This is a genomic window from Methylobacterium sp. 190mf, from assembly GCF_900107945.1.
Lineage (GTDB): Bacteria > Pseudomonadota > Alphaproteobacteria > Rhizobiales > Beijerinckiaceae > Methylobacterium.
On record NZ_FNVI01000013.1, the window covers coordinates 1 to 23650 of the forward strand.

Annotated in this window: 22 protein-coding genes; 7 read left to right on the forward strand and 15 right to left on the reverse strand. The window is 72.4% G+C overall.

The annotated features are described in order from the left end of the window. Positions 1-316: 316 nt before the first annotated feature. The 3 genes from C4T42_RS16530 (at position 317) to mscL (ending at position 2399) form a co-directional block, all read left to right on the forward strand. Positions 317-1027, forward strand: coding sequence for a phosphatidylserine decarboxylase (locus tag C4T42_RS16530; RefSeq protein WP_020092368.1), 711 nt, complete (start codon positions 317-319; stop codon positions 1025-1027). A gap of 7 nt (positions 1028-1034) precedes the next feature. After that, on the forward strand, positions 1035-1910 hold the full coding sequence (locus tag C4T42_RS16535; protein WP_020092369.1) for a phosphatidylcholine/phosphatidylserine synthase: 876 nt from the start codon (positions 1035-1037) through the stop codon (positions 1908-1910). A 69-nt stretch (positions 1911-1979) separates the two neighbouring features. Continuing rightward, positions 1980-2399 (forward strand): large conductance mechanosensitive channel protein MscL, encoded by a 420-nt coding sequence (gene mscL / locus C4T42_RS16540; protein WP_020092370.1) that lies wholly within the window; start codon positions 1980-1982, stop codon positions 2397-2399. 4 nt (positions 2400-2403) lie between these two features. On the opposite strand, the gene C4T42_RS16545 is transcribed toward mscL, so the two are convergent. The 14 genes from C4T42_RS16545 to C4T42_RS16610 form a co-directional block, all read right to left on the reverse strand. After that, positions 2404-2679, reverse strand: a complete 276-nt coding sequence (locus tag C4T42_RS16545) for a hypothetical protein (protein ID WP_020092371.1) — start codon at positions 2677-2679, stop codon at positions 2404-2406. Between the two features lie 132 nt (positions 2680-2811). After that, the gene (locus tag C4T42_RS16550) at positions 2812-3225 is read right to left on the reverse strand and encodes a DUF1236 domain-containing protein (RefSeq protein ID WP_020092372.1); all 414 of its coding nucleotides are present in this window, start codon (positions 3223-3225) and stop codon (positions 2812-2814) included. 126 nt (positions 3226-3351) lie between these two features. Next, positions 3352-4092 carry a NepR family anti-sigma factor gene (locus C4T42_RS16555; protein WP_020092373.1) on the reverse strand — a complete coding sequence of 247 codons (741 nt, stop codon included), beginning with the start codon at positions 4090-4092 and terminating at the stop codon, positions 3352-3354. Positions 4093-4255: 163 nt separating this feature from the next. Further along, positions 4256-5041 (reverse strand): class II glutamine amidotransferase, encoded by a 786-nt coding sequence (locus tag C4T42_RS16560; protein WP_020092374.1) that lies wholly within the window; start codon positions 5039-5041, stop codon positions 4256-4258. 78 nt (positions 5042-5119) lie between these two features. Beyond that, complete coding sequence (locus C4T42_RS16565; protein ID WP_020092375.1) at positions 5120-5431, reverse strand: hypothetical protein; 312 nt, start codon at positions 5429-5431, stop codon at positions 5120-5122. A 1-nt stretch (position 5432) separates the two neighbouring features. Beyond that, complete coding sequence (locus tag C4T42_RS16570; RefSeq protein ID WP_020092376.1) at positions 5433-6092, reverse strand: cytochrome c oxidase subunit 3; 660 nt, start codon at positions 6090-6092, stop codon at positions 5433-5435. After that, on the reverse strand, positions 6089-7765 hold the full coding sequence (locus tag C4T42_RS16575; RefSeq protein ID WP_103985456.1) for a cbb3-type cytochrome c oxidase subunit I: 1677 nt from the start codon (positions 7763-7765) through the stop codon (positions 6089-6091). Before C4T42_RS16575 ends, C4T42_RS16570 begins: the two co-directional genes overlap by 4 nt. Beyond that, positions 7762-8751, reverse strand: coding sequence for a cytochrome c oxidase subunit II (gene coxB / locus C4T42_RS16580; protein WP_103985457.1), 990 nt, complete (start codon positions 8749-8751; stop codon positions 7762-7764). Before coxB ends, C4T42_RS16575 begins: the two co-directional genes overlap by 4 nt. Then, positions 8748-9236 carry a hypothetical protein gene (locus C4T42_RS16585; RefSeq protein WP_020092379.1) on the reverse strand — a complete coding sequence of 163 codons (489 nt, stop codon included), beginning with the start codon at positions 9234-9236 and terminating at the stop codon, positions 8748-8750. The genes coxB and C4T42_RS16585 overlap by 4 nt, the downstream gene beginning before the upstream one ends. Then, on the reverse strand, positions 9233-10294 hold the full coding sequence (locus C4T42_RS16590; RefSeq protein WP_020092380.1) for a hypothetical protein: 1062 nt from the start codon (positions 10292-10294) through the stop codon (positions 9233-9235). Before C4T42_RS16590 ends, C4T42_RS16585 begins: the two co-directional genes overlap by 4 nt. After that, a complete protein-coding gene (locus C4T42_RS16595) occupies positions 10291-10857 on the reverse strand; it encodes a cytochrome c (protein WP_103985458.1) in 567 nt (188 codons plus the stop codon). The genes C4T42_RS16590 and C4T42_RS16595 overlap by 4 nt, the downstream gene beginning before the upstream one ends. Beyond that, positions 10854-12851: a DUF3341 domain-containing protein gene (locus C4T42_RS16600; RefSeq protein ID WP_020092382.1), complete on the reverse strand. Its 1998-nt coding sequence runs from the start codon at positions 12849-12851 to the stop codon at positions 10854-10856. Before C4T42_RS16600 ends, C4T42_RS16595 begins: the two co-directional genes overlap by 4 nt. Positions 12852-12853: 2 nt before the next feature. Next, positions 12854-15826, reverse strand: coding sequence for a TAT-variant-translocated molybdopterin oxidoreductase (locus C4T42_RS16605; RefSeq protein ID WP_103985459.1), 2973 nt, complete (start codon positions 15824-15826; stop codon positions 12854-12856). Then, the gene (locus C4T42_RS16610; RefSeq protein ID WP_020092384.1) at positions 15823-16482 is read right to left on the reverse strand and encodes a cytochrome c3 family protein; all 660 of its coding nucleotides are present in this window, start codon (positions 16480-16482) and stop codon (positions 15823-15825) included. Before C4T42_RS16610 ends, C4T42_RS16605 begins: the two co-directional genes overlap by 4 nt. Before the next feature lie 354 nt (positions 16483-16836). Here C4T42_RS16610 and C4T42_RS16615 point away from each other — a divergent pair, with 354 nt between their 5' ends. From C4T42_RS16615 to C4T42_RS16625, 3 genes are all read left to right on the forward strand, one after another. Beyond that, positions 16837-19422, forward strand: coding sequence for an ABC transporter ATP-binding protein/permease (locus C4T42_RS16615; protein WP_020092385.1), 2586 nt, complete (start codon positions 16837-16839; stop codon positions 19420-19422). Between the two features lie 170 nt (positions 19423-19592). After that, positions 19593-20786 (forward strand): murein L,D-transpeptidase family protein, encoded by a 1194-nt coding sequence (locus C4T42_RS16620; protein ID WP_020092386.1) that lies wholly within the window; start codon positions 19593-19595, stop codon positions 20784-20786. Positions 20787-20991: 205 nt separating this feature from the next. Next, positions 20992-21933, forward strand: a complete 942-nt coding sequence (locus C4T42_RS16625; protein WP_020092387.1) for an MBL fold metallo-hydrolase — start codon at positions 20992-20994, stop codon at positions 21931-21933. 9 nt (positions 21934-21942) lie between these two features. On the opposite strand, the gene C4T42_RS16630 is transcribed toward C4T42_RS16625, so the two are convergent. Then, on the reverse strand, positions 21943-22125 hold the full coding sequence (locus tag C4T42_RS16630) for a hypothetical protein (RefSeq protein WP_020092388.1): 183 nt from the start codon (positions 22123-22125) through the stop codon (positions 21943-21945). Positions 22126-22396: 271 nt separating this feature from the next. Between C4T42_RS16630 and C4T42_RS16635 the strand changes: the two genes are divergently transcribed. Continuing rightward, a complete protein-coding gene (locus C4T42_RS16635; protein ID WP_020092389.1) occupies positions 22397-23635 on the forward strand; it encodes a complex I NDUFA9 subunit family protein in 1239 nt (412 codons plus the stop codon). Positions 23636-23650: the final 15 nt, after the last annotated feature.

A 23650-nucleotide genomic window follows, 5' to 3' on the forward strand; every position in this document is an offset into this window, starting at 1 on the left:
CGATGCCGCGGGGCGCCGCGGGGATCGGATCCCGCGCGTACTTGGCCGACACCTGGGTTCCCGCGGCGTCCCGCGTCCCTCGTGCTCGCCTCCCGGGCCATGCCCCCGGCGCCACGCGCGCGCGGGGACGATCACGCGTGTCCGCGAGCCTCGGCGTTTCGCGCCCGAATCGGCGCAGGAGCGCCCCCCGGCCGGAGCGGGCGCCCAAGCCCGCGGCGACCCGCGACCCCTGGAAAGTTGACGGCGGCCCGGCGGACTGCCATCCGCCCGTCCGACACGTCCGCCCGCCCGCGACATCCTCGAGTCCGAAGAGCCCATGACCGACCTGATCGAGACGATCCGCCGGACGCTCGTGCCGATCCACAAGGAGGGCTATCCCTTCATCCTGATCGGCATCGTGCTGACGGTGCTGGCCGGCTACTTCTCCCAGTTCTTCGGCTGGATCTTCCTGATCCTCACCCTCTGGGTCTGCTACTTCTTCCGCGATCCGGAGCGCGTCACCCCGGTGGCGGACGGGCTCGTGATCTCGCCCGCCGACGGGCGCGTGAACCTCATCGCCACCGTCCTGCCGCCGCCCGAGCTCGACCTGCCGCAGGTGCCGACCCTGCGGGTCTCCGTGTTCATGAACGTGTTCGACTGCCACGTGAACCGGGTGCCGGTGGCGGGCCGGATCGGCCAGATCCACTACACGCCGGGCCTGTTCCTCAACGCCGAGCTCGACAAGGCCAGCGACGACAACGAGCGCAACGGCATGGTCATCGAGACGACCCATGCCGGCCAGCCGAAGCGGGTCGGCGTGGTGCAGATCGCCGGCCTCGTGGCCCGGCGCATCGTCGGCTTCGTTGCGGCGGGCGACGTGCTCGGCGTCGGCGAGCGGTTCGGCCTGATCCGCTTCGGCTCGCGGGTGGACGTGTACCTTCCGGCCGGCTCGACCGTGCTGGTCGGCCTCGGCCAGAAGGCGGTGGCCGGCGAGACGGTGCTGGCCGATCTCGGCGGCGGCCCGGAGCGGCTGTTCAAGCGGATCTGAGGCGGCCATGGACGATCTCTTCCCGCCCTTCGCGCCCGACCCGAACGAGCCGCGGCCGCGCCGGTTCAAGCCGGTGCCGTTCCGGATGATCGCGCCCAACATGATCACCCTGATGGCGCTCTGCCTCGGGCTGACGGCGATCCGGCTCGCCTTCGAGGGCAAGTTCGAGCCCGCCGTCATCGCCGTGGTCGTGGCCGGCGTGCTCGACGGCATCGACGGGCGGGTGGCGCGGCTGCTCAAGGGCACGTCGCGCTTCGGCGCCGAGCTCGACTCGCTCGCCGACTTCGTGAATTTCGGCTGCGCCCCGGCGCTCATCCTCTACGGCTTCGTGCTGTTCCACCTGAAGTCGGTCGGCTGGATCGTGGCGCTGATCTTCGCCATCGCCATGGCGCTGCGCCTCGCCCGCTTCAACGCGATGCTGGACGACCCGAACCGGCCGGAATGGAAGAAGGACTTCTTCGTCGGCATGCCGGCGCCGGCGGGGGCGCTCACCGCGATGCTGCCGCTCTACCTGCACTTCCTGGGCTTCGGCATCGAGACCTGGGCGGCGCCCGCGGTCCTGATCTACGTGCTGTGCATCGCCCTCCTGGTGGTCTCCACGGTCCCGACCTACTCGGGCAAGACCATGGGCAAGCGGGTGCCGCGCAGCCTCGTCCTGCCGATCTTCCTGTTCGGCGTCGCGGCCTTCGGCATCCTGATCAGTTACCCGTTCGAGGCGCTGGTGGCGGTGAGCGGCGGCTACCTGCTGACCATCCCGGTCGTCGCCGCCCAGTATCGCCGGCGGCTCAAGGCAGAGCCGGCGCTCCCGGCCGGGGAGCGGCCCGCGGCCGGGGCGGATGCGCAGCCCGAGAGCGGTGCGGAGGCGCGGCCGCCGGCCGTCTAGCCGGACCGGGCGCTGGCCGCCGCGGGATTCTCCCCTACCTTGGCAGCGTTCGTGGAGGGGGTTCCGGAGATGCTCGAGGAATTCAAGAAATTCGCGCTGCGCGGGAACGTGGTCGATCTCGCGGTCGGCGTGATCATCGGCGCGGCCTTCGGGGCCATCGTCAATTCAGCCGTGCAGGACATCTTCATGCCGGTGATCGGCGCGATCACCGGCGGGCTCGATTTCTCGAACTACTACATCCCGCTCTCGTCCAAGGTGCAGGCCGGCTTGCCCTACGTGGACGCGAAGAAGCAGGGCGCCGTCCTCGGCTACGGCCAGTTCCTGACGCTGACGCTCAACTTCGCCATCGTCGCCTTCGTGCTGTTCCTGGTGATCCGGGCGATGAACCGTCTCCAGCACGCCGAGGTCAAGAAGCCCGACGAGGTGCCGGCCGACGTGAAGCTGCTCTCCGAGATCCGCGACCTGCTGGCGACGAAGCCGCGCGTCTGACGGCTCAGCCCGCGCGCGTGTCGTCGTCCGACGGCTTGACCCCGAAGGCGTCGAGGATCTGGTCGAGGGCCTGCCCGACGGCGCCGGTGCCCTCCTCGTGGGTCTTCAAGCGGGTCTCGAGCCTGCGGATCTGCGGCTCGAACGCGTCGGGCACCGGGTCGTCGCCCAGGAAGCGCGGCTTGTCGGTCCCGACCGGCAGGACGCTACGCAGCTGCTGGCCGAGATGGTCGCGCACCGGTTCCGGCAGGGTGGATTTCGGATCGGTGGGAGTGTCGCTCATGGTCGCCTCACGGGTCGAACCGTCGTCAACGGCCGGACGGATGAAGCGTTGCGCCGGCGGCCGCGTCTGCGGGAATGCCCCCGAAGCCAAGCTCCGGGGGCATTCGGGCCGGCACGAGACCGGCCCAGGGTCTTAGTCGATGACCTCGACGATGCGGTGACCGCGGTCGACCAGCACCGGGCGGTCGTTCACCACGGTGTAGCGGTAGCCCGGCTGCACGCGGTACTCGCTCGGCACGTCGTAGTAGGTCACGCCCGAGTTCGGCAGGGTGGTGCCGACGGCGACGCGGCCGTCGTAGTCGTACGAGCGGACGTTGCGCTCGCGGACGTAGCTGCGAAAGCGCGGGGCCATGTCGACGCCGAGGATGCCGCCCACCGTGCCGGTGGCCGCGCCGACCGCGCCGCCGACGATGCCGCCGATCGGGCCGGCCGCGTCGGCACCCGCGGCGGCGCCGCGCTCGGCGCCCGGGATGGTACCCTGGGCCTGAGCGGCCAGCGGCAGCGACAGGGCGAGGGCCGAGGCGGCGATGAGGGTCTTGAAGGTCATGCGGTGCGTCTCCGTTCCGTGGTGTTTCGCCGCGCTGGCGCAGCGAAGCTCGGGCCGGTAACGCCCGATCCCCGGAATCGGATGCATCTTTTTTTGTGGAGCGCCGGACCGCGGCTGGCCGGCCGCCTACGCGTCCTTGGGCATCGCCGACTGGATGAACCGGTCGGAGCCGAGATCCTCCTCGTCGTAGCCCAGGAGTTCCGCGAGGCGGCCGCGGGCGCGGCTGACGCGGCTCTTCACGGTGCCGACCTTGCAGCCCATGATCGTCGCGGCCTCCTCGTAGGAGACGCCCTCGGCGCCGACCAGCACCAGCGCCTCGCGCTGGTCCGGCGGCAGCTTGGCGAGCGCCGACTGCAGGTCCTCGACGTCGAGCCTGTCGCCCTGGTGCGGCGCGGTGGCGAGCCGGGCCGCGTAGGACCCGTCCTGGTCCTCGACCTCGCGGACACGCTTGCGGTGGTCCGAGTAGAAGATGTTGCGCAGGATCGTGAACAGCCACGCGTTCAGGTTCGTCCCCGGCTGGAACCGGGCGCGGTGCTGCCAACCCTTCAGCAGGGTGTCCTGGACGAGGTCGTCCGAGCGGGCCGGGTTCGAGGTCAGCGACAGCGCGAAGGCGCGCAGCGACGGCACGGCCGCGAGCAGGCCGTTGCGGAATTCCGGCTCGATCGCCTCGCCCCGGGCGCGCAGCGCCGCCTCGAGCTTCTCGATCAGCTCGGCGAAGCGGGACGGCAGCGTCTCCTCGCCGATCCGGTCGTAGACCGTGCGCAGGTGCTCCCCGAGATGCGTGCGGATGCCGGGCGCCAGGTTCGGGCGGCCATCCCGAGTCCCGTCCTCCTGGGACAGGACGGTGTCGGTGTCGTCGCGGGTCATGCGTATCGCGCTCGTCAACTCATCGTGGCTCGACCTGTGGTCCCGAGCGGGTCGAGGCGGAGCGCTTGCCGGCTCGAACCGGTGGTGAGGTCCGGCCGATGCGCTCCTGTTACCGGGATTCTAGCGCATCGGCCGCGGCCATGCACCCTCGGGCAAAACACACTTAAGCTAAGTTGGCCGGTCTCAACAGCCGGATCGCCCCGTCGCGCAGGGTCAGGACGTCGCCGCGGGCGAGATCGGTCCAGCACTCGTCCCGGGTCAGCGCCTGCGTGGCGATGACCGTCACCACGTCGTGCTCGGTGGTCTCCTGGGCGAAATCCACCTGCCAGTCCTCGTCGATCAGGGTGGCCTTCCCGAAGGGGGCGCAGCGGGTGAGGTAGCAGAGGCGCTTGCCGCAATGGGCGTAGAGGGTGCGGCTGTCGGTGAGCAGCATGTTGAACACGCCGAGCGCGTGCAGCTCGCCCGCGAGGTCGGCCACCGCCCGGTCGAGGGTCTCGGGGCGGGGCAGGGCGCGGAACCGGGCCTGGAGCCGGCCGAGCATCCAGCAGAAGGCGTGCTCGCTGTCGGTGGAGCCGATCGGCATGAAGCCGCCCAGCGGCAGCCGCTTCACGCCCTTGAGCTGACCGTTATGCGCGAAGGTCCAGCGGCGGCCCCACAATTCCCGGGAGAACGGGTGGGTGTTCTCCAGGCTGACCCGGCCGCGATTGGCCTTGCGGACATGGGCGACCACGATCCGGCTCTTGATCGGCATGTCGCGCAGGAGCCGGGCGAGCTGCGAGCGGGCGCTGGGCTCCGGCTCGTGGAAGCTGCGGCAGGTGCGGCCGTCGTAGAAGCTGATACCCCAGCCGTCGGCGTGCGGCCCGGTCTCGCCGCCGCGCCGGGCGAGGCCCGCGAAGGAGAAGCGGATGTCGGTCGGCACGTTGGCGCTCATGCCGAGCAGTTCGCACATCGTCTTTCAGCCGGGCCATGCGGGGAAGCGGCCCCGTTTAGGAGCGTTCGGCCGTCCCGACAACGGCTTTCGCGCGGGTCAGCGGGCGAGATAGTCGGTCAGCGTCATGCCGACCATGATGGCGACCCAGAAGAAGCCGAGCCCCGAGAATAGCCGGATCAGGGGCGGCTCGTGGATCACCTCCATGGAGACGAGGAGGATCAGCGCCACCATCACGGCGACGACCGCGAGCTCCACGATCCAGACCTGCGCGAAGGGGAGGGTGGCGCCCAGCGTCACGTTGACGGCGAGCAGGGCGAGCAGCGCCAGGAAGGTGAGGACGGGCGTGCGCAGGCGCTTCCGGAGCAGGGCGCGGTCGTCGGCGCTCAGGGTCGCGAGGGGGTTCCGCATCCTACCGGTTCACCACGTAGAGGATCGGGAATGCGAGGATCCAGACCAGATCGATGAAGTGCCAGTACAGGCCGTAGACCTCGATCCAGTTCTGGTGCCGGGCGAGGAACCCGGCCCTGGCGGCCATCCACGTCATGCCGAGCAGGAGCGTGATGCCGGTGAACAGGTGCAGCGCGTGGAGCAGCGTCGCGACGTAGTAGAGGTTCACGAACAGCCGCGCCGCCGGCGTCTCGGCGAGGGCGAAGGGCCTGTCGCTGAGGAACGGCATCATGTGCTCGGCCCAGTCGGCGTAGTACTCGTAGCCCTTGAGCACGAGGAACAGGCCGCCCAAAGCCGCGGTCGCCAGCATCGCCCGGACCATGGCGCGCTGCCAGCCCATGCGCGAGAACTCGATCGCCATCGACATGGTCAGGCTGGAGCAGATCAGCACCACGGTGTTGGTGGCCCCGATCCAGAACTTCAGGTGCTTGGCCGCCGCGACCGTCGCCTCGGGGTGCTGGATCCGGGTGATCAGCGCCACCAGGAACAGGGCCGCGAACAGTAGCAATTCGGTGATCAGCCACGCCCAGATGCCGAGCGTCGCCGCTTCGCGCTGCTGCGCCACGCTCTCGAAATGGTGGGCGCGGGCGACCCCGACGCCGTCGGCGAGGGGCTCGCTCATCCGTGCTGGTCCCGGGCTTCCTGGGCCTGGATCGGGTAGTCGTAGGGGATGCGCGGCACCTCCGGCGGGGACAGGAAATTGTGCGTCGGCGGCGGGGACGACGTCTCCCACTCGAGCCCCTTCGCGTTCCACGGGTTGGCGGGCGCCTTCCGCCCGAACCAGAGGGAGTAGACGAGGTAGAGCATCGGGAAGAGGTAGCCCGCCGCCAGGATCGTGGCGCCGGCCGAGGACAGGACGTTCAGGAGCTGGAACTCGGCCGGGTAGGTCGCGTAGCGCCGCGGCATCCCCAGATAGCCGAGGATGAACTGCGGGAAGAAGGTCACGTTGAAGCCGAGGAAGATCAGCAGCGCCGAGACCCGCCCCCAGGGCTCGCTGTACATGCGGCCGGTGAATTTCGGCCACCAGAAGTGCAGGCCGCCGAGGAAGGCCAGCACCGTGCCGCCGACCATGATGTAGTGGAAATGCGCGACCACGAAGTAGGTCGCGTGGATGTGCTGGTTGATGGCGAGCGTCGCGAGGTAGAGCCCGGTGAGCCCGCCGAGCACGAACAGGCCGATATAGCCCATCGCGTAGAGCATCGGCGTGTCGAGGCGCAGCGCCCCCTTATGGATCGTCGCGGTCCAGTTGTAGACCTTCACGGCCGAGGGCACCGCCACCGCGAAGGACAGGGCGGAGAATACCAGCGAGGCCAGGTCGCTCTGGCCGTTGACGAACATGTGGTGACCCCAGACGAAGAAGGTCACCGAGGCCAGCCCGATCGACGCGTAGGCGACGAAGCGGTAGCCGAACAGCTTCTTCTGCGCGAAGGCCGGGACGATCTCGGAGATCACCCCCATGCCGGGCAGGACCATGATGTACACGGCCGGGTGCGAGTAGAACCAGAACAGGTGCTGGAACAGCACCGGGTCGCCGCCATAGGCCGGATCGAACACGCCGATATGGAAGGCGCGCTCCGCGATCAGCAGGATCAGCGCGGTGGTGATCACGGGCGTCGCCAGCAGGAAGATCAGGCTCGTGGCGTAGTGCGCCCAGACGAAGATCGGCAGCTTGAACCACGTCATGCCGGGCGCCCGCATGGTGTGGATCGTGACCACGAAATTGAGCCCGGTCAGGATCGACGAGAAGCCCACGATGGTCACGCCGATCAGCGCCGGCAGGACCCAGGTGTTCGAGAAGGCCGTGGAGAGCGGGGCGTAGAAGGTCCAGCCGGTATCGACCCCGCCCAGCACCACCGAGACCAGGGTGAACAGGGCGCCGGCCATGAACACGTACCAGCTGGTCAGGTTGAGCTTCGGGAAGGCGAGGTCCCTGGCCCCGATCATCAAGGGGATCAGGAAGTTGCCGAAGGTCGCGGGGATCGACGGGATCAGGAAGAACCAGACCATCACCACCCCGTGGATGGTGAAGGCCTTGTTGTAGGTGTCGTTGGTCATGATCGCGCCGTTCGGCACGACGAGCGCGAGGCGCACCACGCCGGCCGCCAGGGCGCCGATCACGAAGAAGCCGGTGATCGAGGCGAGGTAGAGGATCGCGATGCGCTTGTGATCGGTGGTGAGGAACCACGAGCGCAGGGTCGATTCCGCGTGCAGGTAGTCGGATTTTCGCCCGATCGTGGATTCGGGGGCGTGGGGTTCCCGGCGGGCGGTGCCGCCGACGCTGCCCGATGCGCTCATCGTGTCGCTCCCGGCAGCGTCGCGTCCGCGGCCTTGCCGGAGGCCGGACCCGCGTAGAATTTCAGGAAATCGATCAGCGTGCCGAGCTCGTCCGCCGGGATCCGGCCGGCGAAGCTCGGCATCACCTGCTTGCCACCGCCGGCGAGCCGGTCACCGTTCGGGTTCAGGATCTTCTCGCGCAGCCACGCGTCGTCGGCGGTGACGGTGCGCCCGTCCGCGAGCTTGACTTGGCTGCCGTAGAGGCCCGCGAGGCTCGGCGCCTTCACGGACGAACCGGGGTCGTGGCAGCCGGCGCAGCCATAGGCCTCGTAGAGCGCCCGGCCCGCCGCGACCTTGCCCTGCTGCGCGCCGGCGTGGGTCAGCCAGTCCTGGTAGTCGCCGGGATTCATGAAGGTGACCTCGCCGCCCATCACGGAATGGTCGGTGCCGCAATATTCCGAGCAGTAGAGATGGTAGGTGCCGGTTTTCTCGGCCTTGAACCACAGGTCGGTGTAGCGGTCGGGCAGGGCCGCCACCTGCATCCGCACGGCCGGCAGGTAGAGGGCGTGGATCACGTCCTGGCTGATGATGTGCAGCCGGATCGGCTGGCCGATCGGCAGGTGCAGGTTGTTGATCTCGGACTGGCCCGTCGGGTGCTGGAACTTCCACATCCACTGCCGGCCGATCACCTCGACCACCATGGCGTCGGGGGGCGGGTTCTTCGACTCGACGAACAGTCGGGCGCCCCAGACGAAGAAGATCAGCGTCAGCAGGAACGGGATCAGCATCCAGCTGATCTCGATGAGGTTCGACCGGATGCCCGAGGGGCTCCGATCCGCCTCGGAGCCCTCGCGGTAGCGCAGGGCGAAGTAGGTGATCGCCACGAAGACCGGCACGGTCAGCAGCAGCGTCAGCACCGTGAAGGCCAGGATCAGCCAATCGGTCTCGATCGCCGTGGCGGAGACCGCGGCGGGCCAGAGCTGGAGGGAATCGTGGCTCGGCGTCATCGCGCAGCGGGCTCCGCCGGTTCGAGGGAGCGGCCGACGGTCAGGTCCATGGCGCGCCCGATCGGGATGCGGGCGCGGGTGTGGGCCTCGTCCCGGTAGCCGTAGCCGGAGAGGCGCGCCGCGGCCTCGGCCCGCTCGCGGTCGAGGTCGGCGTAGGGGTCGGCCTGCAGGTTCGGCGGCGGCGGCGCCAGCCGCGTCGTCTGCTGCGGCGTCAGGGTGGGCAGCGCCCGGCGCTGGCTCGCCGCGAAGGTGCCCATCAGCCAGACCATCGCGCCGACGACCGCCAGCGCCGCGAGCGCGAGGCCCGCCATCACCAGCACGGTGTTGCGGACGTTGACGTCGCGCGTCTCGTGCCCGGGATCGTCGGGATGGCGCTGGGTGTTGGCCGCCGGGCGCGGCGGCCGCCCGTTCAGGAGGCCGCTGCCGCGCAGGGTCAGCCCCGCGAGGATCGCCGGGATCAGGCCGGTGGGTCCGTCCGCGCTCATGCCGGCCTCCCGGCGCGGCGGGCGGTCGCGGCCGCGCGGTCTGCGCGCGGACGCATCAGCGGGCGCAAAGCGGCCGCGAGGCAGGCCACGGCGCCGGCAGCCAGCACGTCGCTCGGCCGGAGGACGAAGCGGTCGCGCACCGCCGGGGTGATCAGCCAGAACATCTCCAGGGCGTGGACGGCGACCGCCGCGCCGGCCAGGATCCGGGTGGTCGGGCGGCCCGGCCGCAGGGTCGCGAGCCCGGCCAGGACCACGACCGCGCCGGCCACGATCGCCAGCGCCCGCCCGACCCAGCCGCCGCGGGCGAGGTACCACGCCACCTCGGGCGGCAGGTTGGCCGACCAGACGATCAGGAACTGCACGAAGTGCATGTAGGCCCAGAGGCCGAGGAGCACGACGAGGGGGACGAGCCGGCCCCGGCCGGGGGCCGTGCGGCCGCGCCCCACGGGCTCCGGCTCCTCCCAGGCCAGCAGGATCGCCGCCGCGAAGGCGAGGCCGCTCCACGCCGTCATCACCAGGAGACCCAGGAGGGTGGAGTCGAGCCGCGGATCCAGGGAGGCGACGACGTCGGTGACGAACAGCGTGCCGATGACCGCGTGCAGGCCCACCGCCGGCACGGTCCGCCCCTCGCCGGGCGCGTCGAACGGTCTGGCGAAGCGCAGCGCCAGCCAGGTCCAGGCCGCGAGGTAGGCGATGACCCGGACCGCGAAGAACGGCACCGTGAACCACAGGGCGGCCAGCGGCGTGCGCGCCGGGGCGCTCACCCACGGATAGAGCAGCGGCGCGGCGGCCAGCAGCGGCAGCGCCAGCACGGCCGCGACCGGCATCAGAGCCGTCAGCCGGCGCAGGCCCGCCAGCATCTCGATGCCGCCGCGCTCGCGGACCCGCTTGCCGAAGCGCTCGGCCACGATGACCACCGGCAGGGCGCCGACCGGCAGGGCGAGGAGGACCAGCCACGCCGCGAGATACGAGGCCGCAGCCCCGCGCCAGCCGCCCGCGATCAGGCAGACGGCCAAGAGGACGAGGCCGGCGAGGCCGAGAAGGGCGGGGCGCCTCACCGCGTCGCCTCCAGTCGCGCGCGATCCGCCTCGGGCAGGCTCGCCACCGGAGCGTCCTGGCTGAGCTGGAGGGCGCGGACGTAGGCGACGATCGCCCAGCGGTCGGCCGAGGGGATCATCTGGGCCATGCCGAACATCGCCTTCCGGCCGTACGAGATGGCGTCGTAGAGGTCGGACGCGGAGGCCGCGCGCACCGGCCCGGCGGTGAGGTCGCCGGCGGACGGGAAGCCCCGGGCCACGATCATCCCGGCGCCGCGGCCGTCCTGCCCGTGGCAGGGGGTGCAGAACACCCCGTAGCGCTCGCGGCCCTGGTCGAGCAGCGCCCGGCTGATCGCCTGCGGCTGCGGCGCCGCGCGGGCCGGATCGCTCCGCGGCACGGTGCCGGCCACCGGCTGGCGCATCGTGATCTCGCGGGGGAAGAACGGGTTCTTGTCCCAGGTCTTGGCCCGGGCCTGATCGGCCATGTCGGCCTCGCCGCAGGCGGCGAGCGGCGCGAGGGCCAGGCAGGCGAGGAGGGCGCGTGGCCCGGCGCGGCGGGCGGCGCGGCGGACGGCGCGCCTCATCGCGGGATCCGCCGGATCTCGAGGGGGCGCCCGGCCTCGGCCGGCAGGGAGGCGAGCCGCCGCTCGATCCGCGCCGCGTCGAACCGGTCGCCCCGCGCCTCCGCGGAGAGGAAGAACCGGTCCTCCGAGGCGCGCAGGAAGCCCGGGATGTTGAAGGCCGGATGGTTCAGCCGGGGCAGGCGGTTGAGCACGAGGAGCGCGAGGTGGATCGCCACGCAGCCCGCCATCATCGCGAAGGAGACGCTCGGGACCACGAAGGACGGCCAGGACAGGCGCGGGCGGCCGCCGATCAGGAACACGTAGTCGTAGGCCGTGGCGTAGATGCACAGCGCGAAGAAGCCGGAGCCGCCGAGCAGGGCGCCCGCCAGGGCGTAGGGCAGGATCGAGCGCCCCTCCAGGCCCAGGGGCCGCAGGGTGCGGGGCATCGGCACCGGTCCGTGCCCGTCGAGATGGACGTGGTCCGGGCCGATCCCGGAGACCGCCTGGAGGGCGGCAGCGAGGTCGCCCTGGCTCGCGAAGGTCGCGGACACGCCCCACAGGGGCGCGGTGACCGGGTTCTCCTCGGGGCGACCCGTGGCCCCGGACGCGGCCGCGCGGGCGGCCTCCTGCGCGGCCGGCGACGCCGTCAGGGCGAGGCGGCGGCTCTCGACGATCGAGACGGCCGGCAGGTAGCGCAGGAACAGGAGCAGCAGGGTCAGGAACAGCCCGATCGAGCCCGCGAAGGTGGCGATGCCCCAGATGTCGGTCGTGTAGGGCAGCCTCGAGGAGGGCAGGAAGTCCTGCGTCAGGGTGACGACCAGGACCATGACGTGGTCGGCGTAGGCACCGATCGCCACGAGCAGCCCCACCGCCGCGATCGCCGGCGGCGCCGTGCGGGCGCGGGCCGACCAGAGGATCTGCGCGGGCAGGACGAGGCACAGGACCGCCGTCCAGGACACCAGGGCGTGGTCGCCGGTCATGCGCCGGACCAGGACGCCGCGCCCCTCGGCGTCGCCGTTGAGGAAGGTGTCGAAGTACTCGGCCGCGTAGCAGTAGGCGCTGGCGCAGCCGAGGCAGAGCAGCAGCCGCCCGAGCACGTCGAGATGGCGGTCCGTCACCAAGGCGTCGAGGCCGTAGACGAGGCGGATCAGCATCACGGTCACCGCCGTGACGCCGACGCCCGAATAGACCGCGTTGACCAGGAAGCTCACCGGCAGCAGCGTGCTGTGCCAGCCGGGCATCAGCGAGCCCGCCAGCATGACCGAGGCCCCGGTCTGGACCGAGACCACCAGCAGCACGCCGAGGAGCGCCACCGTCCGGTAGGCCTGGACCCAGATCTGCCAGTGGGCCGCCGAGCCGCGCCAGCCCGAGGCGAGGATGCCGTAGACCTGCGCGCGCAGGAGGGCGAGCTTGCGGGTCGGCGCCTTCGCGTCGAACTGGCGGAGCGCCTCGACGTGGGCCCGGTCGCGCAGCGTCGCGAGGTCCGGCAGCAGGCCGATGAACCAGAGGCTGACGCAGATCACCAGGAACGACACGATGTCGATCGCGTCCCACAGGAGCGGCGAGCGGAACTGCGGCCAGAGATCGTAGGTGTTGGGGTAGGGCAGGTTCCAGAAGAAGAACCAGGGCCGCCCGAGATGGATGATCGGGTAGAGGCCGGCGGCCGCGGTGGCGAGCAGCGCCAGGGTCTCGGCGACTCGGTTCACCGCCCCGCGCCACTCCGCGCCGAGCAGGAGCAGGATCGCCGAGACCAGCAGGCTGCCGGAGGCGACGCCGATCCACCAGTCGTAGCTCGCGATGTCCAGCGCCCAGACGACGGCGTTGTTGTTCGCCCAGATGCCGGGGCCGGCGTAGAGCAGGTAGCCGAGGGTGAGGACGAACAGGCCGAGGAGCGAGGCCGCCCCCGCGAAGGCGATCCACCAGCGGCGGTTACCGGGATGCGTCAGCGGGATCTCCGCGACCGCGCCGCCGATGTCCTCGAGGGTCGCGTCGGGCCGGATCAGGGCGCCGGACATGCTCAGCCCTCCCGTCCGTTGGGATCGGCGGCCGGGGCGAGCCCGGCGAGGTAAGTGGTGCGCGGCCGCGTGTTGAGATGCCCGAGGAGCGCGTATTCCCGCGTGTCCCGGCGGGCGGCCGAGACCTGGCTCCCCGGGTCGGCAACGTTGCCGAAGGTGATCGCCCGGGTCGGGCAGGCGCCCTGGCAGGCGGTCTCGACGCTGCCGTCGGGGATCGGCGCGTGGGCGTCCTTGGCCGAGGTGATCCGCGCCGCCGTGATCCGCTGGATGCAGTATGTGCACTTCTCCATCACGCCGCGGGACCGGACCGTGACCTCGGAGTTGCGCTGCTGCTGCTCCACCGGGGTCGTGCCGCCGGTATAGTCGCGGTAGTTGAAGCGCCGGACCTTGTAGGGGCAGTAGCTCTGGCAGGTCCGGGTGCCGACGCAGCGGTTGTAGACCTGCAGGTTCAGGCCCTCGCTGTCGTGGAGCGTCGCCTCGACGGGGCAGCCGAGCTCGCAGGGCGCCTGCTCGCAATGCATGCAGGGCACCGGCTGGAAATGCGTGGTCGGGGCGTCGAGGCCGCCCGCGTAGTAGCGGTCGACCCGCAGCCAGCCCATCCAGCGGCCGAGCGCGACCTCCTCGCGCCCGACCACCGGGATGTTGTTCTCCGCCTGGCAGGCGGTGACGCAGGCATTGCAGCCGATGCAGGCATCGAGGTCGATGGCCATGCCCCACTGCGCGGCGACCCAGCGGTCCTGGCTCTCCGGGGGCGGATAGAACGAGGCGGGGGTCGGCGCGCCCTTCGGGTCGCCCGCGGGCGCGGCGCCGAGCGCCTGCACGCGCACGAGATCCTGCCCCTCCATCGTGCCGAGATGCTGGGTAGTGACCGGCTTGCGCACGCGGCCGGTCTTCGTCAGCCGGGCGCCGGCGAGGCGCCAGGTCGAACCGGCCGGGCGCAGGGGCGCGGAATCGTAGCCGAGGCCGCGGGCGAGGTGGTCCGGCACGTCGCGGCCGTAGCCCAGGGTGAGGGTGACGGTGTCGTCGGCCTGGCCGGGCAGGATCCAGGCCGGCCCCTCGACCGCGCGGCCGCCGGCCTCGACCCGCAGGATGTCGCCGGTCGCGATCCCCGAGCGCTCGGCGAGGCGCGGGCTCACCGCGACCACGTTCTCCCAGACCACCTTGGTCAGCGGCTTCGGGAGTTCCTGCAGCCACGCGAGGTCGGCGTGGGTGCCGTCCCAGATCGTCGGATCGGGCCGGAACAGCACCTCGACCTCGCCGGCGGACGCGGGGGATGGGGCGGCCGCGGGGGCCGCCGCCTGCGTCAGCGCGACGGTCTCGGCCGGGCGCGCGCTGTCCGCCCAGAAGCCGAGGCGCAGGGCCTCGGTGAAGCGGGCCTCGAAGGCCGCGTCGTCCTCGCCGGCGCTGCGCGCGCCCGCCTTGAGGAGGTCGAGGGCGTCCTGGCCGCTCTCCCCGCCCTCGCCGCCGGCCAGGAAGGCCAGCATCTCCGAGGGCGTCCGACCGTTGTAGAGGGGCGCGACGGTCGGCTGGATCAGCCCCACGGTCCCGTCGAGGGACCGGATGTCGCCCCAGGATTCCAGCGGGTGGGCAGCGGGCAGGTGCCAGTCGGCGTGCGCGCCCGTCTCGTCGTAGTAGAGTCCCGCGTGGATCTTGAGCGGGACGCGCGCCATCCGGGCGGCAAAGTCGAGGGCGCCCGGCGCCTCGTAGACCGGGTTGGCGCCGAGCACGACGAGCGCCTTGACGGCACCCTGATCCATGGCCTCCGCGAGCTCCGCGAGGGTCCCGGCGCCCGTCTCTTCCGCGGGCGCCGTGTGGACCAGGGTCGCGCCGGTGTTGCCGAGGGCGCCGTTGAGGCGGTGGACCAGCGCGTGCAGTTCCGGGCTCGCGGTCAGGCCGGCGGTGACGATGCCGCTTCCCCGGGCCTCGGTGAGCGCCGTGCCGGCGCCCCGCGTCCAGCGCGTGACGGGGTCGTCGCCCATCGGCGCCGCGCCGCCCGCAGCCAGGGCGAGGAGGTCCCGGGCGAGGTCCTCCAGCCGGCCGGCCGGGACCGCGAGACCGTAATCCGCCTTGGCGCTGGTCAGCGTCGGCGTCGGCGCCGCCGCGTGGAGGGTGAGGAGGCGCCCCTCCGCGTAGGCCGCGCGCCGCGCCTCGCTCCAGCGCCGCGACAGGCCGACCTGGCCGGGCCCGAGGTCCAGGAAATCGCCGTCCAGCGCCACGATGGTGCGGGCGCGGCCGAAATCCGGGATGGTCTCCAGCGGCCGGCCGTAGGCCTGGCGGGCGCCCTCGTAGATCCCGCCGCGGCCGGCCCCGGCGCCGGTGTACCAGCGCAGAGCCGGGTAGGCGGCCCGCAGCCGCACGATCTGGGCCGCCACGCCGGGCGACGTCACCGGGCCGGTGAGCAGGGCGAGACCCTCGCCCCGGCTCTCGCGCCAGCCCGGCATCCGCGCCTGGAGATCCGCCCGGAACGCCGGCCAGGAGCTCGGCCGCCCGAGATGCTGCACCGCCTGGGAGCGGAACGGGTCGTAGAGCCCGAGGACCGAAGCCTGGGCCAGCACGTCGGTGCCGCCGCGGCTCCAGGGATGCTCGGGGTTGCCCTCGATCTTCAGGGGGCGGCCGTTGCGGGTGGTGACCAGGATGCCGTTGCCGAAGCCGTCGAACACCGCCGAGGAGGCGTAGGACAGGTCCGTGCCGGGCACGATCCGCTCGGGCTGGTTGACGTAGGGCACCTCGTAGTCGCGGCCGTTGCCCCCGCCGCAGGCGTTGAGGCCGCCCAGCGCGAAGGAGGCGGCCATGAGCTTCAGGAAGCCGCGCCGCTCCGGGGCGGCGGCGAGCCGGGACGCCGACGGGAACTCGGCCGCCAGATAGGCGCGGAACTCGGGGCTGTCGGCCACGGCGTCGAGGCTGCGCCAGAAGCGCGGTCCGTCGCCGCCGGCGAGTTTTTCGCGCAGGGCCGCGATGTCGGGGGCGCCGGTCATCGGTGGCAGATCCCGCATTCGGTCAGCCGCTCCCCGCCGCGGATGTGGTACTGGGCCACGAGCTTGGGGCCCAGACTCGCCTGGTCGGCCGGCGGCTTCCAGGTCATGTTCCAGACCTGATCCGGCGTGCGGACGTACTTCTCCGGGGCCCGGTGGCAATCGAGGCAGAACTGCATCTCAAAGGCGTTGGCCCGGTAGGTCATCTGCATCGACGTGACGTCGCCGTGGCAGGTCGAGCAGCCGATCCCCTTCGTCACGTGGACGGAGTGGTTGTAGTAGACGTATTGCGGCAGCTTGTTCAGCCGCTTCCATTCCAGCGGCTTGTCCTGCGCGTAGCTGTCGCGCACCGGCTTGAGCATCTCGGAGCCGGTCCAGATCTGCGAGTGGCAGGTCATGCAGGTGTGCGTCGGCGGGATGCCGGCGGTGGCCTCCCGGTCGACCGTGGTGTGGCAGTAGCGGCACTGGATGCCGAGCTCGCCGGAATGGTGCTTGTGGCTGAACGGCAGCGGCTGGGCCGGCGCGATCCCGACGCCCGTGACGTAGTTCGAGCGCACGATCCCGGCCGCCAGGACCGGGACGCCCACCAGGCAGGCCACGCCGGTCATCAGCGCGAGGCGGTAGAGCGCGTCGGCGCCGGGGGTGAACAGCTGCGCCATCAGGCCGTCCCGGACGTCGAGCCGGCCGTGCCGTGCCCTTCGGTCTGCTCAGCCCCTCGCCGCACGCGTCACCCCATCCTCTGGTCTCGCCCGAGATCGGCTGCGCCGGCACGCCCACGCGATGCGGTCCGGGCGGACGCGGCGACCGGACCTCGCGGCGCGCTCCAGATCGCGCCGCGTGCAGAGAATCGAACCTAGAGCGCTTCCAGACCAGGGCTAGAACTTGGATCAGTCCGGCCGACATGTCGCACGGAGCCGGGCCGCGCCGGCCGCCCTTTCCGCCGCGGCCCCGAAGGCCTATGCCGCGGACGGCGGCGGACCGCGGCGGACCCGCCCGATGCTGTCCGGAGACGCATGGAATCCGATCCTCTCCTCCTGACGTGGCGCGCCGCGCGGCCGCAGCACACCGTCGCGGCGGCCCTCGCGGTCGGGGTCGGCGCGCCGCTCTGCGCGCTCGCGCTCCTGTGCCTGCGCGACCTAATCGCGGTCCTGCCGCGCGACGAGGCGCCGGTCCTCCCGTTCCTGCGCGTGGCGGCGGAGCTCCCGGGCCGGGAACTGGTGCTCGTCCCCGGCATCCCGATGCGCCCCGCCGAACTCGAACTCACGGCCTTCCTGTGCATCGCGGTCTGCGCGCTGGCGCTGGCGGGGGTCGGCTGGTTCGTGGCGCGCCTGTGCTTCAAGGCGCAGAACAGGGCCGGGGACGCCGTCCGCGAGGGCGTGCTGCAGGCGATCCTCGACGCGCCCGCGGGCGCGCGGGACGAGGCGCGCGGCCTCACCCGGATCGTCGGCGAGGTACTGGCCCGGGCCGACCGCCTGCTGGCCGCCGGCATCGTGCTGCCGGCGATGACCCTCGCGGCCCTGATCCTGGCCCTCGGCTTCGCGGCGCTCGCCGCGCCCAGGCTGGTCCCCGCGGCGGTGATCGGCCTCGCGGCGATCGGCCTCGCCTACGGGCTGGTGCTCGAGCGCGCGCGCGACCGGCACGATCTGCGCCTGCGCTCGAGCGCGCGCGCCGAGGAGAGCCTGAACGACCTCGTCCGGCGGCTGCCCGCCGTGCGCAACCACGGCGCGGCGGCCATCGAGCGCCGCCGGATCGCCGCCCGCGTCGCCGCGATGCGGGCCAATGTCGGGCGGGCCGAGGCGCGGCTGGCCTATGCCCGGGCGCCGGCCCTGGCCCTGGCGGTGATCCTTCCGGCGATCGCCGCCGGCACCGCGCTGTGGCGCTCGGGACCGGGCCAGCCGCCCGCGGCCCCGGTGGATCCGGCCGCCCTCGTGGCGGCCGTGGGCGCCTTCGGCCTCGCCGGCTGGCTCGCGGCGATCTGCGCGCGGCTCTGGATGGTCCGCAGGTCGGTGCGCCCGCGCCTGCGCGACCTCGCCCGCACCATCGCGGCCCTCGAGGGGCGGCGGGCCCGGGCCGCCCGCAGCGGCGCCGCCGCCCTGCCGCTGCCCCGGTCCGGAATCCTGGCCACCGAGGGCGTCGGCGCCTTCGATCCGGCCACGGGCGAGCGCCTGACCGGCGTCGACGTGGCCGTGTCGATGCCGGGGCACGTGGCGATCACGGGCAGCCGCGGCAGCGGCGCCCGCGCGCTGGCGGCGGTGCTGGCCGGCCAGGTCGAGCCGACGGCCGGCGCCGTCACCTACGCGGGCACGGACCTGCGCGACTTCGACGCCGCCGAGCGCGCCCGGCGGATCGCCTTCACGTCCGGCGAGGCGATCCTGATGGAGGGCTCCCTCCGGCAGAACCTGCTCTACGGCACCGATCCGGCGACCGCGCCCGACGACATCGCGCTGATCGGGATCAGCCGGCTCACCGGCCTCGACGGCTTCGTGTACGCCCGCGGGCTGACCGGGCGGCTCGACCCGGCCGCCCAGCCGCGGCTCGCCGCCGCGATCGTCGCCGCGCGCCGCACCATGCGGGTGGCGCTGGCCGCCAAGGGCGCCGAGCGCCTCGTCGAGCCCTTCGACCCCGACCGCTACAACAATCAGGCGAGCATCGGCGAGAACATCCTGTTCGGCGAGCCGGTGGGCGGCACCTTCGCGCCCCTGCGCTTCGCGCGCCACCCCTACCTGCGGGCGGTCCTGGAGGCCGAGGGGCTGGTCCGGCCGCTCACCGAGATCGGCCTGTCGGTGGCCCGCAGCACGGTGGAGATCTTCGCCGACCTGCCCAACGACCACCCCCTGTTCGACGCCTACTCGCTGTTCCAGGCGGCCGAGCGGGGCTATTTCGAGGATCTCGTGGCGCGCCTGCCCGGGGCGGCGAGCCTGCGGCGGGGACCGGCGGGCCAGCGCGACCGCGCGCGGCTGATCGGCCTCGCGCTGCGCTACAGCGAGTCCCGCCACCGCTTCGGCCTGATCGACGGCCCGTTCGAGGAGCGCCTCGTGCAGGCGCGCCGGTCCTTCGCCCGGATGCTGCCGGCCCACCTCGCCGGCGCGGTGGTCTTCCACGATCCCTCGCGGGTTAATCCGGCCGCGAGCCTGGAGGAGAACCTGCTGTTCGGCCGGATCAGCCTCGGCGAGGCCAATGCCGAGCCGCGGGTGCGCGAGCTGGTGCGCCGGGTGCTGGCCGACGAGGGCCTCGAGGCCTCGGTCTACGGCCTCGGCCTCGACAGCAAGGTCGAGATCCAGCCCAGCACCGGGGCGCTGGCGGACGGCGCGATCAACGCCCGCGAGCGGGTGGCGATCGAGCTGAGCCGGTGCCTCGCCCGCGACCCCGACATCCTCGTGGTGGCGGTCGCGATGGACGAGCGGAAGGCCGAGGGCGCGCGCGAGCGTCTCGCCCAACTGCGGCAGGCGCGGGCCGGGCGCGGCCTCATCGTCTTCCTGTCCGAGACGGGCCTCGCCGAGTGCGCCGCGCCGTTCGACGCGGTGATCGCCGTGGAGAACAGCGCGGTCGTCGCGCCCGTGCCGGCGGATGCCGAGCGGGAGCCGGAACCCGCGGCCTGAGGGGAGCCGGCGGCGGTGCCCGTCCGCGGGGGAGGCGGCGCCTCCGCGGAGCGACGGGCGGGGCGACGGGCGGACCGGACGCGCAGCCTCACGGCCGCCGCAATACTCCGTCAGGTCGCGAGGCCGCGCCCGTCCGGCAGCCATCCCGGCCGATCCAGCGCGGACGGTTCATGCCCCTGTCGACCTCGCTTCCCCTCGCCGCCGGCCTCGTTCTGCTGGCCCTCGCAGGCCCGGCCGCCGCGCAGGCGGGCAAGGCCGAGGCGCCGATTCCGGCCGCGACCCTCGCGCTGATGGCGCAGAAGGGCGTGACGGCCGCCTCGCCGGTCCTGTTCCGGGCCTACAAGAAGGAATCGGAGATCGAGGTCTGGAAGAAGGGCGCCGCGGGCTACGTCTACATCAAGACCTTCCCGATCTGCCGCTGGTCCGGCCAGCTCGGGCCCAAGCGCAAGACCGGCGACCGTCAGACCCCGGAGGGGTTCTACGCCGTGCCCCGGCGCCAGATGAACCCGAACTCGCACTACTATCTGTCCTTCGACGTCGGCTATCCCAACGCCTACGACCGGGCCCATGGCGGCACCGGCTCCGCCGTGATGGTGCACGGGATCTGCTCGTCCATGGGCTGCTTCGCCATGACCAACGGCACGGTCGGCGAGATCTACGCCATCGCCCGGGACGCGCTGAACGGCGGGCAGGCGGCCTTCCAGTTCCAGTCCTACCCGTTCCGGATGACGGCCGAGAACATGGCCCGCCACCGGACCGATCCCAACATCGCCTTCTGGCGGGAGCTCAAGGCCGGCTCCGACCGGTTCGAGGCCAGCCGGGAGGAGCTGCAGGTCTCGGTCGTCGCGGGCCGGTACGCCTTCGCGCCCGCCCGGGATCCCGCCGTCGAGGCGGCCGTCACCACCCGCCGGGCGGTCGAGGAGGCGCGGATGGCCGCGCTCGCCGAGGCGGGCGAGCCCGCCGTGCGCACCACCTATTCCGACGGCGGGCAGAACGCCTTCTGGGCGGCCTACACGGCCCGGGGCGGCGCGGTGGGGGACATCAGCCGGCCGGAGGCCCTGGCCTTCGCCGGGCAGGAGGTGGTGGTCGTGCCCGGCCATCGCGTCCATCGCCCGGTGCCCGAGACGGTCTGGGCCGGCTGGGCCGCGCCCGGATCGGGCCTGTCGCCGCGGCAGATGGCGGGGTTCGTGCCGGTCTACGAGCGGGCGCCTGACCCGTTCGGGGCCCTGGTCGCGCCGCTCCCGACGCGGTACAGCGACGCACTCCCGTCCTGGCTGGCCGCGGGACTCGCCGGATCGGCGACCGGCCGCCCGATTCTGGCCGGGTCGCCGGCCGGTCTCCTGGCCGCCGCGGAGCCCCTCTGAGCATGCGAAGGCCCTTCGCGGCGGCCCGTGCGTGTGCGCGGACGCACATCACGACCGCGTGCGGCACACCAATTCATGATACGGCAGGGGATGAGCGGTACACCTGCTCCGTCGGCCTGCCGTATTCAAAGCTACCTTCCCGGAACGGCGACGGGGTTTCGATCATAAGTGATCGGGACCGACTGTCCGCGGATTCGTGATCGCCATGTCGAACAGTTCCGAGCCGACCATCCTGGCGGCCGACCAGGACCTCGCACTGCGCTTCTGGGGCGTCCGCGGCTCGACGCCCGTCAGCGGCCCGCAATACGCCGAGTTCGGCGGCAGCACGCCCTGCATCGAGGTGCGGTGCGGCCAGCGCATGTTCATCGTCGACGCGGGCTCGGGCATCTACAACCTCGGGCAGGGTCACCGGACCGATCTGCCCCAGGAAGTCGACCTGCTGTTCAGCCACCTGCATCTCGACCACACCGCGGGTCTGCCCTTCTTCAAGCCGGCGGTCCTCGATCCCGACCGGGTGATCAACACCTATTGCGGCAACCTCGGTGGCGAATCGGCCGGGCCGACCCTCGACCGCCTGTTCGCGCCGCCGCTCTTCCCGGTTACGCTCGACAAGCTGTGCTGCACCTTTCACCACCACGGCTTCGAGGCGGGTCAGACCCTGGCCTTCCCGGACGGCACGCGCGTCGCCACGATCCTGCTGAACCATCCGCAGGGATCGGTCGGCTATCGGTTCGAGCACGGCGGCCGACGCCTGTGCCTGATCAGTGACATCGAGCACAGCGACCCGTGGCCGGATCCGGAGCTCGCCGCCTTCGTCGCCGACGCCGACCTGATGGTCTACGACGGCATGTTCACCGACGGGGAATATCCGACCTGCCGGGGCTGGGGGCACTCGACCTGGCAGAAGGGCGTGGAGCTCGCCCGGAACGCCGGCGTGAAGGCGCTCGGGATCATCCACCTGCACCCGGCCCATTCCGACACGGCGCTGCGCGACATGGAGGCCGACCTCCAGGCCGAGATGCCGACGGCGTTCATCGCGCGCGAGCGCCAGAGCCTCATCGTCGGTGCCCCGCGGGCGGTCAGCGGCCGGCCGAGCGCGCGCCCGGCCGTGGCGCGGGAGATGCGCCGCCGGATCAAGGTCGCCTGAGGCCGGGCGTCAGACGGAGCGCCGTCGGCGCGTCCGGCTGTACCGGGCCCAGGTGAACAGCACGAACAGCGCGACACCGATGATCAGGATGCTCCAGCCGTAGTTGCTGACGAGCTGCGCGTCGATCGGGTGGCCGACGTACCCGAGCGCCACCAGCAGACCGAGCACCGCGATCGCCGCGGAAACGAGCATCCCTACAATCATCGAAGTCCCCGGCGCGTCCCATCCGCGCGATTCGGCAGGGCCGTATGGTGGGGAAGAATGCACGGCGGCGGCACCCGTTCCAGCCCCGTGATCAGCCTCCCGCGAGCCGGCGCGCGGTCCCTCGGCCGCGATCATCCGCCCAGCGCTGTTCACCGGAATGGCGCGGCGGCGCATTCGGCGGCTCCCATCGCGCCGAAGTTAGGCTAAGTAGGCCGCCTGACGGCGCCCCGAGGCGCGCGAGGAGCTCGAGACCACGGCGATGAGCGGCCAAGACAACACGACGGCGTCCGCGACGGCGCACACCAGCGAGCAGACGCATTCCGCCGCCGCCCCGGGCCCCCTGCGCCCGCAGGACCAGCTCGTGACCATCTACGGCGGCTCCGGCTTCCTGGGCCGGCACGTGGTGCGGGCTCTGGCCAAGCGCGGCTACCGGATCCGCGTCGCGGTGCGCCGGCCGGACCTCGCGCTGTTCCTGCAGCCGCTCGGGAAGGTCAACCAGATCGTCGCCGTCCAGGCGAACCTGCGCTACCCGGACTCGGTGGCCCGGGCCGCCGAGCGGTCGGACGTGCTGATCAACCTCGTCGGCATCCTGCAGGAGACCGGCTCCCAGAGCTTCGCGCGGCTGCAGGTCGACGGGGCCGAGGCGATCGCCCGCGCCGCGGCGCGCCAGGGCGCCCGGATGATCCAGGTCTCGGCGATCGGCGCCGATCCGGCCTCGCCGTCGCTCTACGCGCGCACCAAGGCGGAGGGCGAGGCGCGGGTCTTCGCCGCCTGCCCGGACGCGGTCGTGTTCCGGCCCTCGCTGATCTTCGGGCCGGGTGACAGCTTCTTCAACCGCTTCGCCGGCCTCGCCCGGGCGCTCCCGGTCCTGCCGCTGGCCGGCGGCCAGTCCCGCTTCCAGCCGGCCTTCGTGGGCGACGTCGCCGAGGCGATCGCCCGCGCGGTCGACGGCACCCTGGCGCCCGGCAAGGTCTACGAGCTCGGCGGCCCGGAGGTGGGCACGCTGGAGCATTTCGTGCGCTACATGCTGAAGACGATCCGGCGGAAGCGGGTCGTCGTGGACCTGCCCGTGCCGGCGGCCAAGCTCCAGGCCCGCATGCTGGAGATCGCCGACACGCTGACCTTCGGCCTGCTGCCGGATTCGCTGAAGCTGACCCGCGATCAGGTCACGCTGCTCCAGAACGACAACGTCGTCTCGGAGGCCGCCAAGGCCGAGGGCCGGACCTTCGAGGGAATCGGGATCACGCCGACCGCCGCGGAGGCGGTGGTGCCGGGCTATCTCTGGACCTTCCGCAAGGCGGGCCAGTTCGCCACCGATCGTGACGAGGAAGTCCTGTCCGAGGTGCCCGACACGCTGGCGTCGCAGCCCCTGGCGGCCGGCTCGCAGCACCGGCCGAAGACCGCCTCCGGCCCGGCGATCGGCGCCGATGCCGGCAGCTCGCCGGGGGCCGGGCAGGGCAGCATGGGCGTGCGCTGGGGAACCCGGAACCCGGGCTAGGTGACGCTCCCCGCC